The sequence below is a fragment of the Planctomycetota bacterium genome, assembly GCA_035574235.1.
Taxonomy (GTDB): domain Bacteria; phylum Planctomycetota; class MHYJ01; order MHYJ01; family JACPRB01; genus DATLZA01.
Genome location: DATLZA010000045.1, coordinates 1 through 18,217, shown reverse-complemented (window position 1 = coordinate 18,217; position 18,217 = coordinate 1). Strand labels below are relative to the sequence as shown.

At 63.8% G+C, this 18,217-nt stretch carries 14 protein-coding genes and 1 tRNA gene; all 15 read right to left on the bottom strand.

The genetic code is table 11. The annotated features are described in order from the left end of the window. Window positions 1–62 precede the first annotated feature (62 nt). On the bottom strand, window positions 63–1,553 hold the full coding sequence (locus VNO22_03600; protein ID HXG60436.1) for a twin-arginine translocation signal domain-containing protein: 1,491 nt from the start codon (window positions 1,551–1,553) through the stop codon (window positions 63–65). A gap of 180 nt (window positions 1,554–1,733) precedes the next feature. Next, the gene (locus tag VNO22_03595) at window positions 1,734–3,530 is read right to left on the bottom strand and encodes a hypothetical protein (protein ID HXG60435.1); all 1,797 of its coding nucleotides are present in this window, start codon (window positions 3,528–3,530) and stop codon (window positions 1,734–1,736) included. 801 nt (window positions 3,531–4,331) lie between these two features. Then, a complete protein-coding gene (locus tag VNO22_03590) occupies window positions 4,332–4,475 on the bottom strand; it encodes a hypothetical protein (protein HXG60434.1) in 144 nt (47 codons plus the stop codon). Between the two features lie 50 nt (window positions 4,476–4,525). Next, entirely contained in the window at window positions 4,526–5,368 is an 843-nt protein-coding gene (locus tag VNO22_03585; GenBank protein ID HXG60433.1) for a hypothetical protein, read from the bottom strand. A gap of 6 nt (window positions 5,369–5,374) precedes the next feature. Beyond that, window positions 5,375–6,313, bottom strand: coding sequence for a ParB/RepB/Spo0J family partition protein (locus VNO22_03580; GenBank protein ID HXG60432.1), 939 nt, complete (start codon window positions 6,311–6,313; stop codon window positions 5,375–5,377). After that, entirely contained in the window at window positions 6,314–7,213 is a 900-nt protein-coding gene (locus tag VNO22_03575) for a Dam family site-specific DNA-(adenine-N6)-methyltransferase (GenBank protein ID HXG60431.1), read from the bottom strand. It abuts the gene before it with no gap. Continuing rightward, complete coding sequence (locus VNO22_03570; GenBank protein HXG60430.1) at window positions 7,210–10,710, bottom strand: type I restriction endonuclease; 3,501 nt, start codon at window positions 10,708–10,710, stop codon at window positions 7,210–7,212. The genes VNO22_03575 and VNO22_03570 overlap by 4 nt, the downstream gene beginning before the upstream one ends. Further along, the gene (locus tag VNO22_03565; protein ID HXG60429.1) at window positions 10,710–11,234 is read right to left on the bottom strand and encodes a DUF4411 family protein; all 525 of its coding nucleotides are present in this window, start codon (window positions 11,232–11,234) and stop codon (window positions 10,710–10,712) included. Before VNO22_03565 ends, VNO22_03570 begins: the two co-directional genes overlap by 1 nt. Next, on the bottom strand, window positions 11,231–12,379 hold the full coding sequence (locus tag VNO22_03560) for an XRE family transcriptional regulator (GenBank protein HXG60428.1): 1,149 nt from the start codon (window positions 12,377–12,379) through the stop codon (window positions 11,231–11,233). The genes VNO22_03565 and VNO22_03560 overlap by 4 nt, the downstream gene beginning before the upstream one ends. Next, complete coding sequence (locus VNO22_03555) at window positions 12,376–13,674, bottom strand: restriction endonuclease subunit S (protein ID HXG60427.1); 1,299 nt, start codon at window positions 13,672–13,674, stop codon at window positions 12,376–12,378. The genes VNO22_03560 and VNO22_03555 overlap by 4 nt, the downstream gene beginning before the upstream one ends. Beyond that, entirely contained in the window at window positions 13,671–15,683 is a 2,013-nt protein-coding gene (locus VNO22_03550) for a class I SAM-dependent DNA methyltransferase (protein ID HXG60426.1), read from the bottom strand. Before VNO22_03550 ends, VNO22_03555 begins: the two co-directional genes overlap by 4 nt. Beyond that, window positions 15,680–15,895 (bottom strand): helix-turn-helix transcriptional regulator, encoded by a 216-nt coding sequence (locus VNO22_03545; GenBank protein ID HXG60425.1) that lies wholly within the window; start codon window positions 15,893–15,895, stop codon window positions 15,680–15,682. Before VNO22_03545 ends, VNO22_03550 begins: the two co-directional genes overlap by 4 nt. A 420-nt stretch (window positions 15,896–16,315) precedes the next feature. After that, a complete protein-coding gene (locus VNO22_03540; GenBank protein ID HXG60424.1) occupies window positions 16,316–16,594 on the bottom strand; it encodes a hypothetical protein in 279 nt (92 codons plus the stop codon). A gap of 406 nt (window positions 16,595–17,000) precedes the next feature. Then, window positions 17,001–17,076: transfer RNA gene (locus tag VNO22_03535), tRNA-Glu, on the bottom strand. 69 nt (window positions 17,077–17,145) lie between these two features. After that, window positions 17,146–18,217 (bottom strand): prenyltransferase/squalene oxidase repeat-containing protein (locus tag VNO22_03530; GenBank protein HXG60423.1); only part of this gene is annotated, 1,072 nt, incomplete at its 5' end.

Sequence of the window (18,217 nt, the reverse complement as noted above, 5' to 3'; positions counted from 1 at the left end):
ACGGTGAAGCAAAGGCGTCGCCGGAGCCGCCCCGGCGCCGCTCCCAGGAAGGGCGGGGAACCCTAGCCCAGGAACCGCCGGAAAAGGTTGGCCGTGATCCGCTGCACGCGCGGGTCGGGTCCGCGGAGCCTTTTCGACGGCCGCAGGTACCCCGGCGGCTCGGCCAGGCCGTCGGACCACCAGATCGTGGCGGCGTTGAAGACGAAGTTCCCCCTGGGACCGGGGTAGATCGTGGCCGTGTAGGTCCCTTCGGCGCCTCGGCTGCGCACGGGGCCGCGCGCCACGATCTCCAGTCCCGGAATCGGCGCGGGGTCCCCGTGCCACTCCCAGCCCACCAGCCCCGGGATCGCATCGCCGTTCTTCATCCCGGTCCCTTCGAAAAGCCAGTGCTTCTCGAGCGCGCAGATCCAGTCCGCCTGCCCGGTTACCGGCCAGGTGCTCCGCGCCCCGATGAGCGTGGCTTCGTTCGGCCCGTTGTGGCGCAGATCCCGGAGCTCGGGGAATCCCGACCGGACGGTTTCCTCCTGAATCGGCCCGTACTGCCCGATCCTTCCGATGACCCGGTCGGGAGCCCCCGTCCCGGAGGGGTTCACGTCGATGACGCCGCAGCAGGTGTTCCCGCTCAGAAAGGCCACGTGCAGGCCGTCCGCCACGGCCTGCTTCACGTGGCGGAACATGTCGAGCGACCAGTATTCATCGTGCCCCACGGAAAGAAGCGCCCGGGCCCGCCGGAGCCCCGCCGGATCCCGGTGGGTGTCCATGTTGGAGATGTAGGAGACGTCGTAGCCCTCTTTCTCCATCCAGAAGGCCAGCGGAAATTCCCACAGAAGAAACTCGCCGGAGCCCTGCGAAAGCGGAGCGTCGAGAATCTGGCAGTATTTCCCGTACGGGCGGTCCCAGCTGACCCGGACGTCCGGCCCCCAGTACCACGGCTTGACGCCGTTGTCGTAGAGGGACCACTGGTCCGGCCACCGGTTGTAGGCGGACCACGTGGTGTCGCTGACCTGGAAGAGGAAGTCGCAGGGGCGGTCGTCGCGCACGACGAAGATGACGTAGCTCTGGAGCTTTTCGCGCGCTTCGGTGAGCTTGCCCAGGTAAACGCCGCTCGGCGCGTCGTCGGGAATGCGCCAGGCGCACGCGGGCTCCCAGCGGCACTCGCGAAGACGCTGCTCCCCCACCGCGGGCTCCGGCTGGGTCCGGCCCGCGAAGGGCCCGAGCGTGCCCAGGTGCCGCCCGCCCCGGCCCTGGTAGTACCCCAGCCGGTAGAGATCGATCGTGAAGGTCGACGGCGGCCGGGCGCTGACGAAGAACTCCAGCGTCTCGCCCGCGCGAAGGCTCGTGCGCGACACGAAGCCTTCGATCCAGGGGCAGCGGTAGCGGGTCTTCGGATCCACGCGCGTCCGGGTCAGAAGCCAGTCCGTCGTGCCCGGACGTTCGTTCTCGGCGCGCACGAGATCCCGGCGGCGCTCCCGGCCCGCGGCGCAGCCCAGGGAAGCGCTCAGCCCCGCCGCGCCCGCTCCCTGCAGAAACTCCCGGCGGCTCCAGAGGCTCATCCGCATCCTCCCGCCCGCTCCTTCTCATCCTACGCCCCGGCGCCGCCGCGCGGTTCCGCTCCGCGCGGTCTCCTCCTTCCGGCCTGTCATCACCGTTCAGGAGGAAGAGGCGAAGGCGGCCCCGCCGCGTACGGGCCGCCCGGCCCGTCGACAACGGGATCGATCGAAGAAGGCGCGCCGCTACCGTCCCACGACAGAGAGCGTCTGGTAGAGACACTTCACCTTCAGCGGATCCGGCTCCGCCACGCGGATCGGGTAGGAGTGAGGCAGCTTCGTGACCGTCTCCACGTGGGTCTTGGTCTCCCCGCCCTCCATCCAGGCGTATTCCACCTTGAGCGCGCAGCCGGGCGAAAGCGCCTCTCCCTCCACGGTCACGACGTTCACGCCGGGAAGAAGCGTCGGCAGCATCCCGATATTGCACTGGTGCGTGTTGGCGAAGCGCAGGTCCGAGATCCCGACACGGGCGACATCCTCCTCCGCGCGGATGCGGATGCGGACCTGATACTGAAAGCCGGTGAACCGCACCGCCGCCCAACGCGCCGAATCCCAGGCGTCCAGGAACTGCGAGTCGCGGTCCGGCATGTTGTAGGTCGAGGGCAGGTCGCGGTCCCAGCGGCCCTTGCCGAGATCGATCGTAAACGGCACCGGGTCCGGCCCGACCTCGGCGGCGGTAAGCACCGGAATCCACGTCTTTCCTTCATCGAGGGAAAATTCGATCGTGATCCGGCCCGGGGCGGCCAGCACGTAGGCGCCGGTCACCACGGACTCGGCGAACGGATAGATGCTTCGGATCGGGTAGACGACCTCGCCTTCGACTCCGCGCTCGGCCGCGCCGAGCCGGACGGCTCCTTCCCGAGACGCCAGCCCGCGGGTCGAGAGCGCGCCGATCCGGAACCTTCCGTCCGCCAGCTCCGGCGTGTAGACGCTGTAGGCGTTGCCGAAGGGCTTGTTGAGCCCCAGATCCGGATAGGTCTTGAAGTACGGCCGCTGGACGGGAAAGTTGTAGGGATCCTTGGGTTCGCCGGAGGGATAGATGTATTTGCCCGCCCCGTCGATCATCGAGAGGACGGCGACATCCTTCCACCGCCTGGCGACGACCGGCTTTCCGTCGTCGCTCCACTGCCGGCGGAGCGACTCGCCTTTTCGGAGATCGAAATCCGTGGTGTACTTGGTCCGACGACGCGCGCCGCTGTAGGCGAAGGGATAGGTATTGCCCAGGAACTTCCGGAACGCGGGATCCGATTCGGCGTCGCCGTGTTTCCTGGAGAGAACGAAGTACGGGTGGGGCGGGTTATGCGGCCGGGTGAGGATCTCGGGGAATCCGGCTTTGATTTCCTCGGGCGAGGCGACGCGTCCCGTCCCCGGCACGTAGGCGAAGAAGCCCATGTTGCCGTCGAACAGGTGCCACCGGGAGACGCCGTCGGGATCCGTCCAGCGGAGCGCGGCCTGCACGTGGTCCCCGGCGCCCGGCACGGGCGGCTTCTCGGAAGGAGCGGCCAGGCCGACCTTGCGCGCCACCGCCGTCTTGGGGTCGAAACTCCAGTTGTCGTGGTACGCCTTCCAGAGATCGACGAGCAGCCAGCCCCACCATTCGCAGAGCGCCTTGGGATAGACGTGAACGACCATCCACGAGTCCCAGACGCGCTCCTCCTTTCCGGGAGGACCCTGCTCGTAGTCGCCGCCGTGCCCCAGGACGCGCAGGGCGTGGTAGTAAATCGCCAGCGCCTTGTCCTGATCGGATCCCTTCTCGGCCCCGTAGAGGCGGACCGCGTCCCGGGCGAAGGTCGCGTGGGTGCGTCCGTTGGGCCAGCGGTCGGTGGACACCCACACGCGCCGCACCCCTTCGAAGTTCTCGGGCGGAACGTACCGATACGCGAGCGGATCCTTCGGGTCCGGGAGGCGCGTCCCGTCCTGAGCGGCGGCGGCCGGCACCATCAAGAACGCCGGCGCCATCGCAAGGAAAAGCATCGTTCGCATGGCGATCTCTTTATTTTAAAGGAAGTTCCCGCCCGGCGTCCCCAACGGTGCGCGAAGGAAGAAGAATCCGCAAAGCGCTGCGATACGGGAGTCGCGGTTCTTGGCGCCCCCCACGAGCGCGACCCTTTACGGGAAGGAGGACCGCTGTGTCCGGTGGATCGAAGTTCCCTTCCCCCAACCGCCCGCGCGCAGGAGGCGGGGCCGCACGGTAGGCACCCGCGTTCTTGGGCAATGAGCAGATCGGTGTGGCTGCGCCTTGGGTGGCGGGGGGTCCGTCCGAGCGCGGCGAGGTCAGAGCCGCAGCGCGACTCCGATCTCGCCGTGCCCGTCCTGATCCCATTGCCTTCCCCAATACTCAAGCCGGATGCACGATCAGGTCGATCCATCACCGCTCCGGCCTGATCCTTGGAGACGGTGGGCGCAGTCACGCCGGTCGAACGGTGGCCGACGCGATGCGTCTCGGCCGCCCGGAGGTCCTGGTCCCCGGGCTCCGCAACGAAGCGGGATCGCGCGTGGTCCCGAGGGGACGCGAGTCGCGTGCACGTAACGCCCGCCGGTGGGCGCCGGTGCGTGGCACGCGACCGGGTTCTGCGGCGTTTTCCCAGCGAAAAAGGGGCCCCCTTGCCGGAATCGCTCGACGCGGCTCTGCGCTGAACACCGAAATCGCGCGAGAAACGGAGGGCGCGCCGGGTGGCGAGACCTGAGACACTGCATCCAGAGAGGAGCAAACCGAGGATGGCTCACTTCATAGCTTCTCCTTTCCCGGTCAGAGGATCTTATACCCTGAGATTTCCCGTGGCCCTAATTTTGGGGAGCAGGCCCCGCGTCCAGATGCTCCGCACAGAACGGGTCGGTCAGCTTGAAGATCTGCTCGACGTCGTGGCGGAGCGCATCCGGGATTCGCAGGCCCGCAGCGTCCGGCCTGCTTGCCGCGTCATTGATCATGCCATCCTCTCCATTCCCATCATCGCCCCAGCGCCTAGCGGACAGACCGATCAGACACCCATGATCAATTTAAGCGCGCCGATCACTGTCCACATGTGCTGTCCGACATTTCTCCTCAGACGATTCTCTGTTGATCGCCGTTGCTTGTGATGAACTACGCCTATTCGATCGACATTGATCTTCACCAAGGCCTGTGCGATCTGCGAGTCCGTATAGTTTGGACTCCGCAAATTGCCGAAAGCGGCGGCCAAGGCGCCTATCGTCATACGATCAATCTGCTGTGCAGACAGTTGGCGCGGATTGCCCTTGGCATCCAAAACAGTAACTCTTGGAACGGCTCCTGATGTCCCCTTGATAAGGTATCGCCGCGCCTCGACTTCAAGAGCCTGACAAGCAGCCTCAAAGCCTTCTCTCCAATGTGAGCGCTCGAACTGTTCATAGACAGACCCCAATATCCTGCGTAGCCTGGGATGAACGGAATCCAAAGCAGGGAGGTTGACATTGACGCCGAGATCCTGAGGAGGAATGCGTTCCTGAACGTTGCGCTGTCCCGTCTCGGATACGTAAAGGCCGATTCCTTTCGATCTCAACCATCCGTCGTCATCTGCCGAGACTTGCGTTGTTTGAGGAAGGCACAGTGCGATTCGAACATCCTTCGTTGACGAACGCGCATAACGTGCCCACGCTTCAAGGCGCCCCTGTCGAACCTCGGAGTCGACTTCTACGATGACCGTGGTTGGAGAACGTCTGCAGATCAACGCCGGGGTAGATGGGAAAGCCAACTCCGAAGGTTCAATCTTCACTTTGTATCCGTGCTGTATGAAGTACTCGGCGGTGGCCTCGCCGTGTTCGACCAGCTCTATCGAGAGGGTATTGAAAGTGGGAGCCGCCATTCTTCGTCATCCCAGAAGCTTGCGAATGAGTTGCGCGAGGGCTTCGAGGGATTCTCTCAACGGCGGCGAAAGCCTATAGCCGCGCCGTTTGTGCTCCTCTAATTGATCTTGGAGTCGGCTGACCAATTGGGACAGACCATGCTGAAAATCGACCTGAGCAACAGACTGCTCGAATGCCGCGTCGATGCTAAAGGACGGCTCCCGCATCAGTTTCTTTACCACTTCACGAGCGTCATCTACGGCAATCTCTCCGCGTTCCACTGCCCTAGCGACACGCGCCAGTTTTCGGGGTGCCACGGTGTTCTGCACTACCCCGGCACGGAACTTACCTAGCAGGGCAGACCGAAGGTCATCTTCTTCGGCCTCTGTCACCACGGCGCGCTTGCGCAATGCAAAAGCCGCCCTTGTTACTTCAAGCACATGGTCGACAGTGATTAGCTGTTTCGAGCGAGGCTTTTTCAATTCCTCCATCAGCTCATCCCGATACTTCTGCGGGAGACCAAGGAGTTTTTTGAGACGACGCACTTCACCGGGCGAAATTGAGGCTGCCTCTGCAATTTCTCTCTCTGTCGGCCGCTTGCCCTGGCGAGTGGTAAGCAGGTCTTCCAGTTCCTTGAGCTTATAGGCGGTCGGCAGCGGGTCCCAATCGCGTCGTGCATTATGCACGGCGAACATCATCATGATGTTCTGAATCTTGTCTGGCTTGGGTTGGATAATGGTGGGGACTTTCTTGAGTCCCAATTTCAGGGCGCAACGCCAGCGTCGCTCACCATCGAGCAGGACGAATCGCACTCCGTCCTTGTAGACCGTCAGCGGAACTAGGATGCCTTGGTGCTGAATGCTCTCCTGGAGCGCAAGCAGTTCGTCCTCGTGGAAAATCAGCCGAGGATTCTCTGGATTCTTGTCGATCTGCTTGGGGTCTACCAAGGTGAGTGTTTCAGCCATCTACCCCTTCCCATTGCAATTCGGAGAATAGAGCACTGCTTCCTTCACCCGAACGCGGCACTTGGGATCGGAAGCCAGCGTGGAAGAGCGAGAGAGCGCGCGGCTCTTGAAACCGCGATACAGTTCCAGCACTTCGCGGTGATGAGCGTTGGTCACGATGACATATGCGCCGGCGGCCGCGAGTTGCCGCGCACGCTTGGCCAGGCGTTTCTGGTCCTCCCAGGAGAAGAGCGTCTCATTGTAATCGATGAATCCGTTGTCGTTGTGCCGCGTGACGTAGGGAGGATCGAGGTAGACGAGGTCGCCGGGCTCCACCTCTTCGAGCGCCCTCTCGAAGTCGCGCGCCCAAAGCGTCACATGAGGTCTTTGGAGAACGCGGGCGCATTCGCGCAAATTGTCAAAATCGGCGATGAAATCCGTCTTGGGCATGCCGTAGGGGACGTTGAACCGTCCCTCCGCGTTGACCCGGTACAGCCCGTTCCAGCACGTCTTGTTGAGATAGATGAATTCGGCCGCACGCTTCAGTCTTCCCGCACTGGGCCGATCGCGCATCTCATAAAAGAGTTCGCGATCAGGTTTCAGCGGCCTGAGATGGCGGATGACGGAGGCAACGTCGTCCCGAATCGTTCGGTAAACGTCGATCAACTCCGCACACTTGTCGCTGAGCGACGCGCGAGCGGGAGTCAGCAGGAAGAAAAGCGCGCCCGATCCGAGGAACGGCTCGTGGTATCGCCTGAACTTGGCCGGAAGGAAGGGGATGATCTGGCGCGCAAGCCAGCGCTTGGACCCTGCCCAGCGAAGGAAAGGCCGGGGAACTGCGCTGTAGGGGGACGCCGCCCTTGCCTCCAAGAGCGTCCGGTCAAGCGCCTGACAGCCGTTGTTGTTCGCCGGACGAGTCATGGCGCCCCCTTGATGACTTCCACGAACTCCGCAATGACGCGCATTTCATCATCGCGGACGTCCTTGAGGATCAGAGGAGCAAACTCCGGATTTTCCGGCAGCAGGCGGATCTCGGCATGCCTCCAGCCGCCGGTGCCGTCGCCCTCCTTCTCGCTGCGATACCGCTTGACGGTGTAGCTCCCTCCCGTTTCCGGATCGCGGATATCCCGGTGCTGGACGAGCACGATGCGCCCTTGCCGGCTTCCCTCCACGGGCCCCTGAAACAAACACCACGATCCGTTCGGAATCCGGGGCTCCATCGAGCGGCCGATCACCTGCGCGACGAACATGCCGGGACGCAGTCGCCGGGCCGTCTTGAACTCCGCCCAGCCATCAGGCTCAACCGCCTGCGCGTCGCCGAATATCCCGGCGGCGGCCTTCAGGGTCAAAAGCGGCACACACGTGCGATACTTCTCGTCCTCGCGCGGAGTAACCCGACGGAAGGGCTCATCCGCGGTGAAGAGAGGCTCCTGCGACCGAATCTGCTCGTATACCTCCTTGAGCAGATGCCGGCAGACGACGTCCTGAAACTGTTTGTCGTTCATGTAGCGGGCCGTGATCTCCTCGTTCTGCTCCATGCGATCGATGAAGAGTCCTTCCAGCGCCTTGAGGAAGACGTACCCGAAGTTCTCCATCGTGTTCGCAAGCGCGGCCTGCCGGATGTCCGCCTTGGCCACGGCGTCCTCCCGGATGGAGTCAAGGAAGAGCTGGTCGGCCGGCTTGAAGTCGGTGCCGAATCGCTCGTTCAGGATGTCGATGAGCTTCGACAGCTCGATCTGCTCGCCTCGCACGGCCCCCGTTCCCACCTCCGTCGGCGCCGAGACGGCGCCGCCCTTGCCGGCCTCCAGCTGGATGGCTCCCTCCCCGATCTTCTGGAGCCGGTAGTACTTGAGCGTGACGTCGTCGTCGAAGTCGTAGATCGGCCCGCGGTCGCCCTTCGGCAATTTGGCAATCAGAAACCGGATGAAGGAATAGAGCTTCTCCAGGTCCGAGTCCTGGAAGGGGATCACCTGCGACAGGAAGGCGTAGAGGTTTCGGTACGCCACGAGCGTCTTGCGGAACTCCTCGCGCGCCTGTTCGTCGAGCTGCCTGTAACGGGTCACGGCCGGATCGATGCACGCGTTCATGCGCGCATGGTCGCCCGGCGAAGGGCTCCGCGTGGGCTTGTAGAACACCTTCGAGAATTCCTCGACCTCGGCCTTGTGGTAGACCTGCTGTCCGTCGAGCTTCGCCTGGAGCTCGTAGAGCTGCTTTGGATCGGCCTGCTCGCCCACGAAGGTCTGCTCGTAGTACGGCTGGAAGGCCGCGAGGATCTCCTGAGTGTCGTTTACGAAATCGAGGACGAAGGTGTCCTCCTTGCCCGGATGCGTGCGGTTCAGGCGCGAGAGCGTCTGCACCGCCTGCACACCCGCCAGTCGCTTGTCGACGTACATCGTGTGAAGGAGCGGCTGGTCGAACCCGGTCTGGTACTTCTCGGCCACCAGGAGCACCTGATACTCGTCCGTCGCGAAGCGCTCGGGGAGCTCCTTCTCCCGGATGCCCTTGTTCATCCCGACCTCGGTGTACTCGAGCCCCGGAACGTCGGGATCGATGACCGTCCCGGAAAAGGCGACCAGGACCTTGATCCCCTGGTAGCGCTTCTCGGCAATGTACTTCTCGAAGGCCTGCTTGTAGCGCACGGCGTGGAGGCGGCTCGACGTCACGACCATCGCCTTGGCCTTGCCGCCGATCTTGTGCATGGTGAACAGGCGGAAGTGCTCCACCATGACCTCGGTTTTCTGCGCGATGTTGTGGGGATGGAGGCTCATGAATCGCGCGAGCGCCCGGGCGGCCTTGCGCTTGTCGACTTTCGGGTCGTCCTCGATCGCCTTGATGAGCCGGTAGTAGGTCTTGTAGGTCGTGTAGTTGCGCAGGACGTCGAGGATGAACCCCTCCTCGATGGCCTGCCGCATGCTGTAGAGGTGGAAGGGACAGGGTTTTCCATCGGGCCCGGGCTGCCCGAACACCTCCATCGTCTTGTACTTCGGGGTGGCGGTGAACGCGAAGAAGCTGATGTTGGGCTGTCTCCCGCGCTTCGCCATCGCGCGGAGGATCTCCTCCTCGTGGTCGAGAAGTCCCTCCTCCTCGGCCTTCTTCCGCACCTCCTCCTTGATGGCCGCCCCGCCCAGCACTCCCTTGAGCTCGGTGGCGGTTTCGCCGCCTTGCGAGCTGTGGGCCTCGTCGATGATGACGGCGTAGCGGCGCTTCGGCAGGTCCCCGATCTTCTCCGTGACGAACGGGAACTTCTGAAGCGTCGTGATCACGATGGGGACGCCCGCCGCCAGCGCCTGGGCCAGCTGTGCGGAATCCATGTCGATCTTCTGGACGACGCCCTGCTTGTGCTCGAACTGATAGATCGTGTTCTGGAGTTGCTGATCGAGGACGACGCGATCGGTCACGACGATCACCGAATCGAAGACCTTCTGGTCCTTGTCGTCGTAGAGGCTCGCGAGCCGGTGCGCGAGCCAGGCGATCGAGTTGCTTTTGCCGCTGCCTGCCGAATGTTCGATGAGATAGTTGGTGCCGGCGCCTCGCACTCGAGCGTCGGACACCAGCCTCCGCACGCAATCGAGCTGGTGGTACCGCGGGAAGATCATGCCCTCCCGCTTCACCTTCTTCCCTCCGATGTTCTTCTCCTCGACTTGGAGATGGATGAAGCGGGCGAGGATATCGAGGAAACTGTGCCGCTCGAGGACCTCTTCCCATAGGTAGGTGGTCTTCCAGCCGCGCGGGTTGTCGGGGTTGCCCGCCCCGCCCGCGCGTCCGCGGTTGAACGGGAGGAAGTGCGTGTTGCCACCCGCGAGACGGGTGGTCATATGGACCTCGTCCGGATCTACCGCGAAATGGACGAGGGTGCGCTTCTTGAACTGGAAGATCAGGTCCGCCGGGTCGCGGTCTTGCTTGTACTGCCGCGCGGCATCGCGCCACGTCTGGCCGGTCATCGGGTTCTTGAGCTCCGCCGTGGCAACCGGAATCCCGTTGAGCGCGATCGTCACGTCGAGGGTGTTCGCGTGGCGCTCCGAGTAGCGGAGCTGCCGCGTGACGGTGAGGCGGTTCGCCGCGTACAGCTTCTGCGTTTCGGGATTCATGCCGCTCGCGGGGGCGAAGTAGGCGGCGTGGAAGAGCTTGCCGAAGCACTTGAAGCCGTGGCGGAGGACCGAGAGGCAACCCTCGTGCTCCGAATTGAGCGAGCGGACGAGGTCGTCGAGCAGGGTCGCTTCGGCCTTGTCCTTCTGGAGGCTCTTGAGGTACTCCCACTCCTTCGGCTGGGTCTCCTGGACGAAGGCCAGGAACGTCCTGGCGTCGATGCAGCGTTCCCGGTCGAAGGCGTCGCGGTCGCCTTTTACGTAGCCGCCCGCGTCGAGCAGGTGCTCCTCGATGGCGGTCTCGAACGCCTTCTCCGTGTGGCGACCCGGCATCAGTTCGCCCCTCCGAGAACAAGCTGGACGTTCAACTCCCGGAGCATGGAAAAGGTGTTCGTATAGGTCACGCCGAACTCCTCGCAGACGTTGGGAAGGGGAACGCGGCTTTTCGCGTCGGGGCTCGGTTGCTCGGTCGTGACGACGATGGCGCCATGTACTTTGGCGAATGCCACAAGCCAACCGTCCGCCCCGGCAGCGAACTGAGCCTTGGCGTTGTCGAAGAACTGAGGGTTTCTCTGGACCCAAAGCATGATGCGCCCGTAGAGGGAGGACACATCGCCGCTGTTGGTGTCGAGGAAGAAGCCGGCCGGCAGATCGTTCTTCACCCACTTCACAAGGTCCTCGGTTTCCCGACCCGCGAGCAGTTCGGTCCGGACGCGATCGACGCTGTGAACGCGTCCCTGCTGATGGTGACGGATGATGCCTTTCCAGAACCCCGGGCAGATGTCGAAGGCGTAGTACAGGTTCTTGGCGGTGATGAAAACGTTCGAGTCCACGATGTAGCGCCGATCGGGCGTCATGGGAGATTGAACCCCAGACGCCGCGCATACTCCTGGAACGCGCCGCCGTGCAATCCTGTCAGCTCGTACGCCTCCTTGAAGCCGATACGCCCCTCCAGGGCCGCGCGGAACACGTGCCGGGCGAAGCGCTCCCCGACGCGCGTGTTCTGGTTGTTGTAGAAGTCGCCCCCGCCCGACTCTCCGGCGCGTTTGCGCTCCCGGGTCACGTAGGAGTCGTAGAAGTCGAAAAACGCATCACGGCCGATCAGGCGCAGGTCGAGCGCCCGTCGAGCGGCGACAATGGGGCTGACCTTGAACTCCCGGGCGAGGACCTCGAAGGGGCTCGCCGCGCGCTTGACGCTGGACCAGCGCGCCCGGAGATCCCGCTCGGGGACAAGAAATTCCGCCGCGGCCCGGTTGCACCAGTCCTCCACGTCGGTGCCCCCGGGGAAGAGACCCTTGAAGCCCGAGAGGCCTTCTTTCCCAACCCAGAGGTGGGCCAGTTCATGGGCGAGCGTGAACATCTGGGCCGATTTCGCATCCGCCCCGTTGACAAAAACGAGCGGCGCATGGGAGTCGCTGAGCGCGAAGCCGCGGAACTCCCCCACGTTCAGCGGTCGATGGGTGTTGTTGCCGACCACGCCGTTGATCACGGCCATGACCCCAAGCCGCTCCATGGCCCGGCGCAGCTCGCTGACGGCTTCGTGCCACGTACGGACCTCGGCGGCCCAGCCGTCGTCCAAGCCCACGATTCGCCGCATCTCGCGCCCGATGGCTTCGGGATCGTCGGCGAGACGAGCGCTTCCCACGAATTCCAACGGTTCCGCCTCTGTTTCGACGAGCGTTTCCCGGAGCCAGGACTGGCGCCGCTGCATCGCATAGATGGTGTCGAGCAGGTCGGGGCTCGGGCGCCTGACTCCCTTTCCGGACACCGTCCGGAAGTCCGGGATCGGAAGCGGTTCCTCCGGCGGTTCAGGGAGGAAAAGATAGCCGAAGGGAACGTACGTCGCTTTCGAAAAGGCCTCGATCTGCTTGAACGTCGGCTGCGCTTCGCCGCGCTCCCAGGCGGCGAGCTTCGGGAACTTCTTGGAGAGATCCTCGACGGTCAGGTCCGCGCGCTCGCGCGCCCATCGGATCATCTTCGGCTGGACGGCGACTCGGGTCATGCCGCCCCCTCCCGGACGTCGATCTTGCCGGTCACGGCCGCCGTGATAACAGCCGTGCGATACTCTTGAAGCCCCTCAATGCTCCTGCGTACCTTCTCGACAAGTTGTTCGGTACTCCTGCTGTACTCGTCAAGAGTCGTGCAAACCTCGCCCTGTTCCGACGGTTCGGGCATGAAAACAGTTATGTTCTTCCAGAGCTCTGTCCTCAAGCACTTGGTCCCATGCGCGGAGTCCTCGACGTGGGACAGCATTACGTTGCTGATGCCTTCCAGCAAGTAAGCGAGGTACTGCGCAGAGAGGCCGGCGTTGGGTCGCAAGGCCTTCATGTCCTGGTTCACCGTCACCGGCGTTGTCGTGAGAGCGATCGGGAATGTGTGCGCCAAGATCATCCCGCGCACCACGATCAGGACGACGGGCGGATCAATTAGCCGGAGGGATGTCTCCCGAATCGCTGCTTCGGAGATGTGATCCTCGGAGTCAGCGATGAGGCGGCGCTTCATGTCCTTCGGCGAGACCCAGGGGATAGACCCGGACCAGTATTCCTCGTTGGCCTTGCTGGGGGTGCACCCGCCGATCATTTGCGCGACATATCCCAGCTTTCGCGGATGCCAGTGCTTTGGAACGTCGCCAAGCCACTCAATCCCCGAGTCCTTCATCGGAGCCTTCGGATTGAGGCCCTTGGTGACGGCCTGCGTGACGAGCGCCGCGCGCTTCTCCTGGAGGAGCTCTATCTGCCGCTGTTTCTTGGCGATCAGCGCGTCGATCCGCGCGGTCTCGCGGTCGAGGAAGGCGGCGATGGCGCGTTGTTCATCACTCGGCGGAAGGAGAAGCGGGAGGCTACCGATGAAGTCCCAACTGGCCCTCGGCATCTTCGCACCGTACGTCGATGAGTCGACCACCGAGATGAAATCCCGGGAGAGCAGGTAGTAGAAGAGAAAGTCCCTGTGGACCTCGCGCGGTCGTAGGTCAAGCAGTTCGCCGGTGCAGACACCTTCTTCATTGGCGCGATACGCCTTTGCCAGGTATGGGCGGAGCTTCCCAAAGAGGACGTCCCCGGACTTGAACTGGATGACTTCGCCGTCGGTCTCTATCTTCTCAGTGCCGGCAATTCGCCTTCCCGTCCAGGACTCGATGTGCTCAAGCCCTATGTAGGGCAGTTCGCTTCCGTGACCGCTGGCTTTCTCTTTGCAAAGGGTTACGCAGTACTTGAGCCGCTTGGCCGTCCAGTGCCGCGGTACACCACCAAGCCATACCACGCCCGAGGGCCTCGGGTTTACACCCGCGGACGGATTCACCCGGTGACCTCCGAAAGCTGATCCGCGATCTCCTTCTCGATCCGCTTGAGATCGGCCTCGATCTCGGCAAGCGGACGAGGGGGCACGTACTTGTAGAAGTACCGATTCATGTTGATCTCGTAGCCGACCTTGGTTTTCGATTCGTCGACCCAAGCATCAGGCACGTGCGGCAAGACCTCGCGGGCCATGTACGCGCCGATGTCCTCCTTGAGCGGGACGTTTTCGTAGTCGCGGAGCTCCGGATCGGGTTCCGGATGGCCCTCCGCATCGGTGCACACGTCGGCCGTTTCGTCGCGCTCCGCAAGCGACTCCAGGATGGCCTTGTACACCGGCGCGGTGCACTTCACACCGGCCTCCTTGAGTCGATCTTCGACCACCTTCCCGAACGCAGCGCGGTTCTTGAACGTGCCCTCGGACGCGAGGCCCCGAAGCGCATTCAGTATGGCGACCTGCGCCTTCCTGCCCTCCTCCTCTTCCACGGCCGCGGCTTTCGTGTCCTTGCGCTTGCGACTCTCCGCAAGGGCGCGAAATGGCCCGGCCTCGCGAAGGCGCGCGAGCCGATCCTCCGTGACCGCGAAGTTGAGGCGCAGGGGGCGCTCCACCGTAATGCGCCGGTAGCCGAAGTCCTTGTTCTCGAAAATGCGGACGTGCTCGCCCTCCTTGAAATCGCCGTAGAGGCGCGTGATCTCGTCGCGCTGCGGATCGCAAATCTCGTTGCGCTTGTTTCCCAGGCTCTTGCGCATCTTCTTGAAGAAGCCGGTCGCGTCGACGAGCTGGATCTTGCCCCGACGATGCTTCTCCTTCCGATTGGTCACGATCCAGAGATACGTGAAGATCCCCGTGTTGTAGAAGAGCTGGTCGGGGAGGGCCACGATCCCCTCGAGCCAGTCGTTCTCGATGATCCACCGCCGGATCTCGCTTTCGCCCGACCCCGCGGACCCCGTGAAGAGAGGCGAACCGTTGAAGACGATCGCGAGGCGGGTGCCGCCCTCCTTGGGGTCCTTCATCTTGCTGATCATGTGCTGGAGGAAGAGGAACGAGCCGTCGTTGATGCGAGGGAGCCCGGCGCCGAACCGGCCGCCGAATCCCTGCTCCTCGTGCTCCTTCACGATGAACTTCTCCTCGGCCTCCCACTTCACGCCGAAAGGCGGATTGGCCAGCATGTAATCGAACTTCTTCCCGGCGAAGTGGTCCTCCGTGAAGCTGTCGCCGAAGCGGATGTTGTCGATGTTCTGGCCCTTGATCATCATGTCGGACCCGCAGATCGCGTACGCTTGCGGGTTGTAGTCCTGGCCGAAGACCTCCAAGCGCGCGTCCGGGTTGAGCTCACGAACGTACTCTTCGGACACGGAGAGCATGCCGCCCGTGCCGCACGCAGGGTCATAGAGCGTCTTGACGATGCCCTTCGTGGTGAGGATGTCGGTGTCGGGCAGGAATAGGAGATTCACCATCAGGCGGATGACTTCGCGCGGGGTGAAGTGGTCGCCCGCCTCCTCGTTGGACGCCTCGTTGAACTTCCGGATGAGCTCCTCGAAGATGTAGCCCATCTCGAGGTTCGAGACCCTCTCGGGGTGGAGGTCGATCTCGCAGAACTTCGAAACGAGGAGGAAGAGCCGGTCGGCCTTGTCCAGCCTGGCGATGTGCTCCTCGAATCCGAAGTGCTCGATAATCTCCCGCGCGCGGCTGGAGAAGCCCTTGATGTAGTTCGTGAGGTTCGCCGCGATGTGGTTCGGATCGCCCTTGAGCTTCTCGAACGTGTAGCGGCTCGTATTGTAGAACGGCACGCCGGTCACGCGGCACAGGATCGGCTCGACGTTCTTGACTTTCCCGCCCTCGAGGCTCTTGTGCCTCTCGTGGACCTTCTCCTTCGTCGGCTCGAGAACGCAGTCGAGACGCCGCAGGACGGTCATCGGCAGCATCACGTCCTTGTACTGGTTGGGGCGGTATGGGCCGCGCAGGAGGTCGGCCACCGACCAGATGAAGCTCACCTTGTCGCTGAAGTTGTTCATCGTTCTTTCGAGAAGTAGTCTGCCAGCAGATCAGCACCGTCGTTGCCGATGCTCCGCAACAAGTCCTCGATGCGCTGTTTGGCCAGCGGCGAGGGGACGGTCAGACCGTTCTCCCACCGGTTGATGGTTGGAAACGCGACGCCGAGCTTCGCCGCGAACTTCTCCTGGGTGAGATCGAGCCGCCGGCGAAGTTCATGCACGAGACTCGCCATGTCGTTCCGACGCCCTTTCACCGCTCTCCTCCGACGGCCGGCGCCGCGAGTCATGCAAGCGGACCTATCAAGTGCTATATCATACGCTTGCAGAGGAGACGATCAAGAATCGGCGAGCCTCTTCGCCTCCCGCGCGAGGCGTTTGGAAGCGGCGTCGAAACGGGGCAGCGTCGCGATCTGGTGCGAGAGCCGCTTCCCCCAGAGCGCGGCGAGGGCCTTCTCCTTCCTCGTTATCGTCTCGACAAGCGCGGCCGGATCGAGCTTCTTGAACTCGGCCTTGGCGCGGAATTCCGAGCGGATTCGCTCGACGTCGGCGCCGCCGCGGTCGAAGAGGTACCAGAGCTCGAAGACGTCGCGCGGTTCGCGGCGGACCGGGTTGAGGAGGCTCCGGAACTTCTCGCAGACGATCTCGTCGAGCGCTTAGCAGCAGATCTCCGGCTTCTTCGGCAGATCCGAGCAGTGCTTGTTGGCGCGCTGCTCCTGGACGTGGAAGAGCACCCCTTCGCTCGTGCTGACCTCTATCTTGATCGACCGGCGCCCCGCCATCGCCCCGAGCGGCCGCGTGTAGCTCACCTCGAAGCTGAATCCGTCCATGCGCTGGTCGAAGGTCTCGGCGATCACGCCGATCTGGATAGCGCCCTCGCGCCGCAACCACTCGGCGGCTTGGGCGAACGCCTGGAATGTTCCGTCCCTCGTCACCGTGTCCAGCGCCGCGAGGTCAATGTCCCCCTGAATAGCGATAGCCCATGAAGCAGCAGACGCGTAGCGCCGTGCCTCGCTTGAAGGCGAACCGGCGTTGCAGCGGCGTGCTCGCCAGGCCCCAAATCGTCCAGTGGTTCGCCTAGTCCTTCTCGACTGTGCGCTCGGCGACGCGGTCAGCCTCCGCCCTCTTAGAGATCTCGCGCTGCGGGATCATCAGGCCCTCATAGCCACCACAATCTCGTCGGCCGTGGCGTCCAGCCGCAGACGCCAGCGCGCATTGGGCTCGTCCGACGAGCGGAAACGCTTCGTGCGAAACTACGTCGCATCGGTCGAAGTGGACGGGCGCGGGAGAAAATTCGGATCGCCGTCTACGGCGGCGACGGCGGAAATTCTTCCTTAGGGGTGGCGCCCCCCACGGGATTCGAACCCGTGTTTGAGCCTTGAGAGGGCCCTGTCCTAGGCCACTAGACGAGGGGGGCCAGCCGGAATAAGCCGAAGTTTAGACGCCCCGCCGGGCGAAATCAAGCCAAACCGGGGCGGTCCGCCGATCAGCGCTGATAGATCGGCAGGTAGTGATACTTCACCGCCAGCGAGAGAACCGCCAGGCTCGTCGCGTACACCCGCCCGGCATCCCGTTCCTGCCCGTGCCGCCCGCGCCAGGCGCCGTCGGGATCCTGGTTCGGCAGAAGCGCTTCCTCCACGGCCTTGCGCGCGTGGACGGCGTACTCGCCCCCCCGCTGATACATCCCCTGGGCGTAGTAATACGTCCCATAGAAGAACCATTCGCCCCCGACGTCCAGAGGGCGCTCCTTGAGCCAGTCGGCCGCCCCGGCCACCTCGGGCCCTTCGTACTCCCCGCAGACCTGCATCGCCAAAAGACCCGCGGCCGCCATCGCGTACTCCGGGGCGCGATTGGGCTCGTAGGCGAAGGCGCTCTTGGGATTGAGCGGACGCCCCTGAGGATCGCGCTTGGAGTAGTAGCACCGGCGCAAATATCCCACCGCCTGGTCGATCGCCTCCTTGGGAATCTCGAGCCCCGCGTTCCGCGCCGAGCGCAGCGCCATCACCTGCCAGACCGTCACCGAAAGGTCCGAATCCGGCGAATCCGGATTGTACCGCCAGCCGCCGGCGTTGCGCGCGTCCTTGCGGATCGCCTGCGCGCGCAGGATCAGCTCCACCGCGCGGCGCACCCGCTCCCGCAGCGCCTGATCCTGCTGCGCGTCCACGCCCATCCCGAGCATCTCCGCCAGCATGAGCGTCACGATCCCGTGACCGTACATCCGCGACCCGTCGCGCGCGCCGAAGTAACCCTGCGGATCCTGGCGGTCCGGCCGCAGGACGAATTCGAGCGCCCGCCGCATCGCCGTCCCTTCCCGCGTCTCGTCCGTGGGCTGATGCCCCACCGCGGCCATCGCCAGGACCGCCAACGCCGTCATCGCCGTCTGATTGTGCCCCCGGTCGGCGATCGCCCCCTCGCGGTCCTGAAGGCTTACGAGAAACCCGACCGCGCGGGAGACCGCCGAGTCCGTCCCTTCGACGCGGCCTCCGGCCGGCGCAGAAGACTTCTCCTGCGCCGCCCCCAACAGCAGCCCCAGCGCCGCCACCGATCCGGCCCATCCC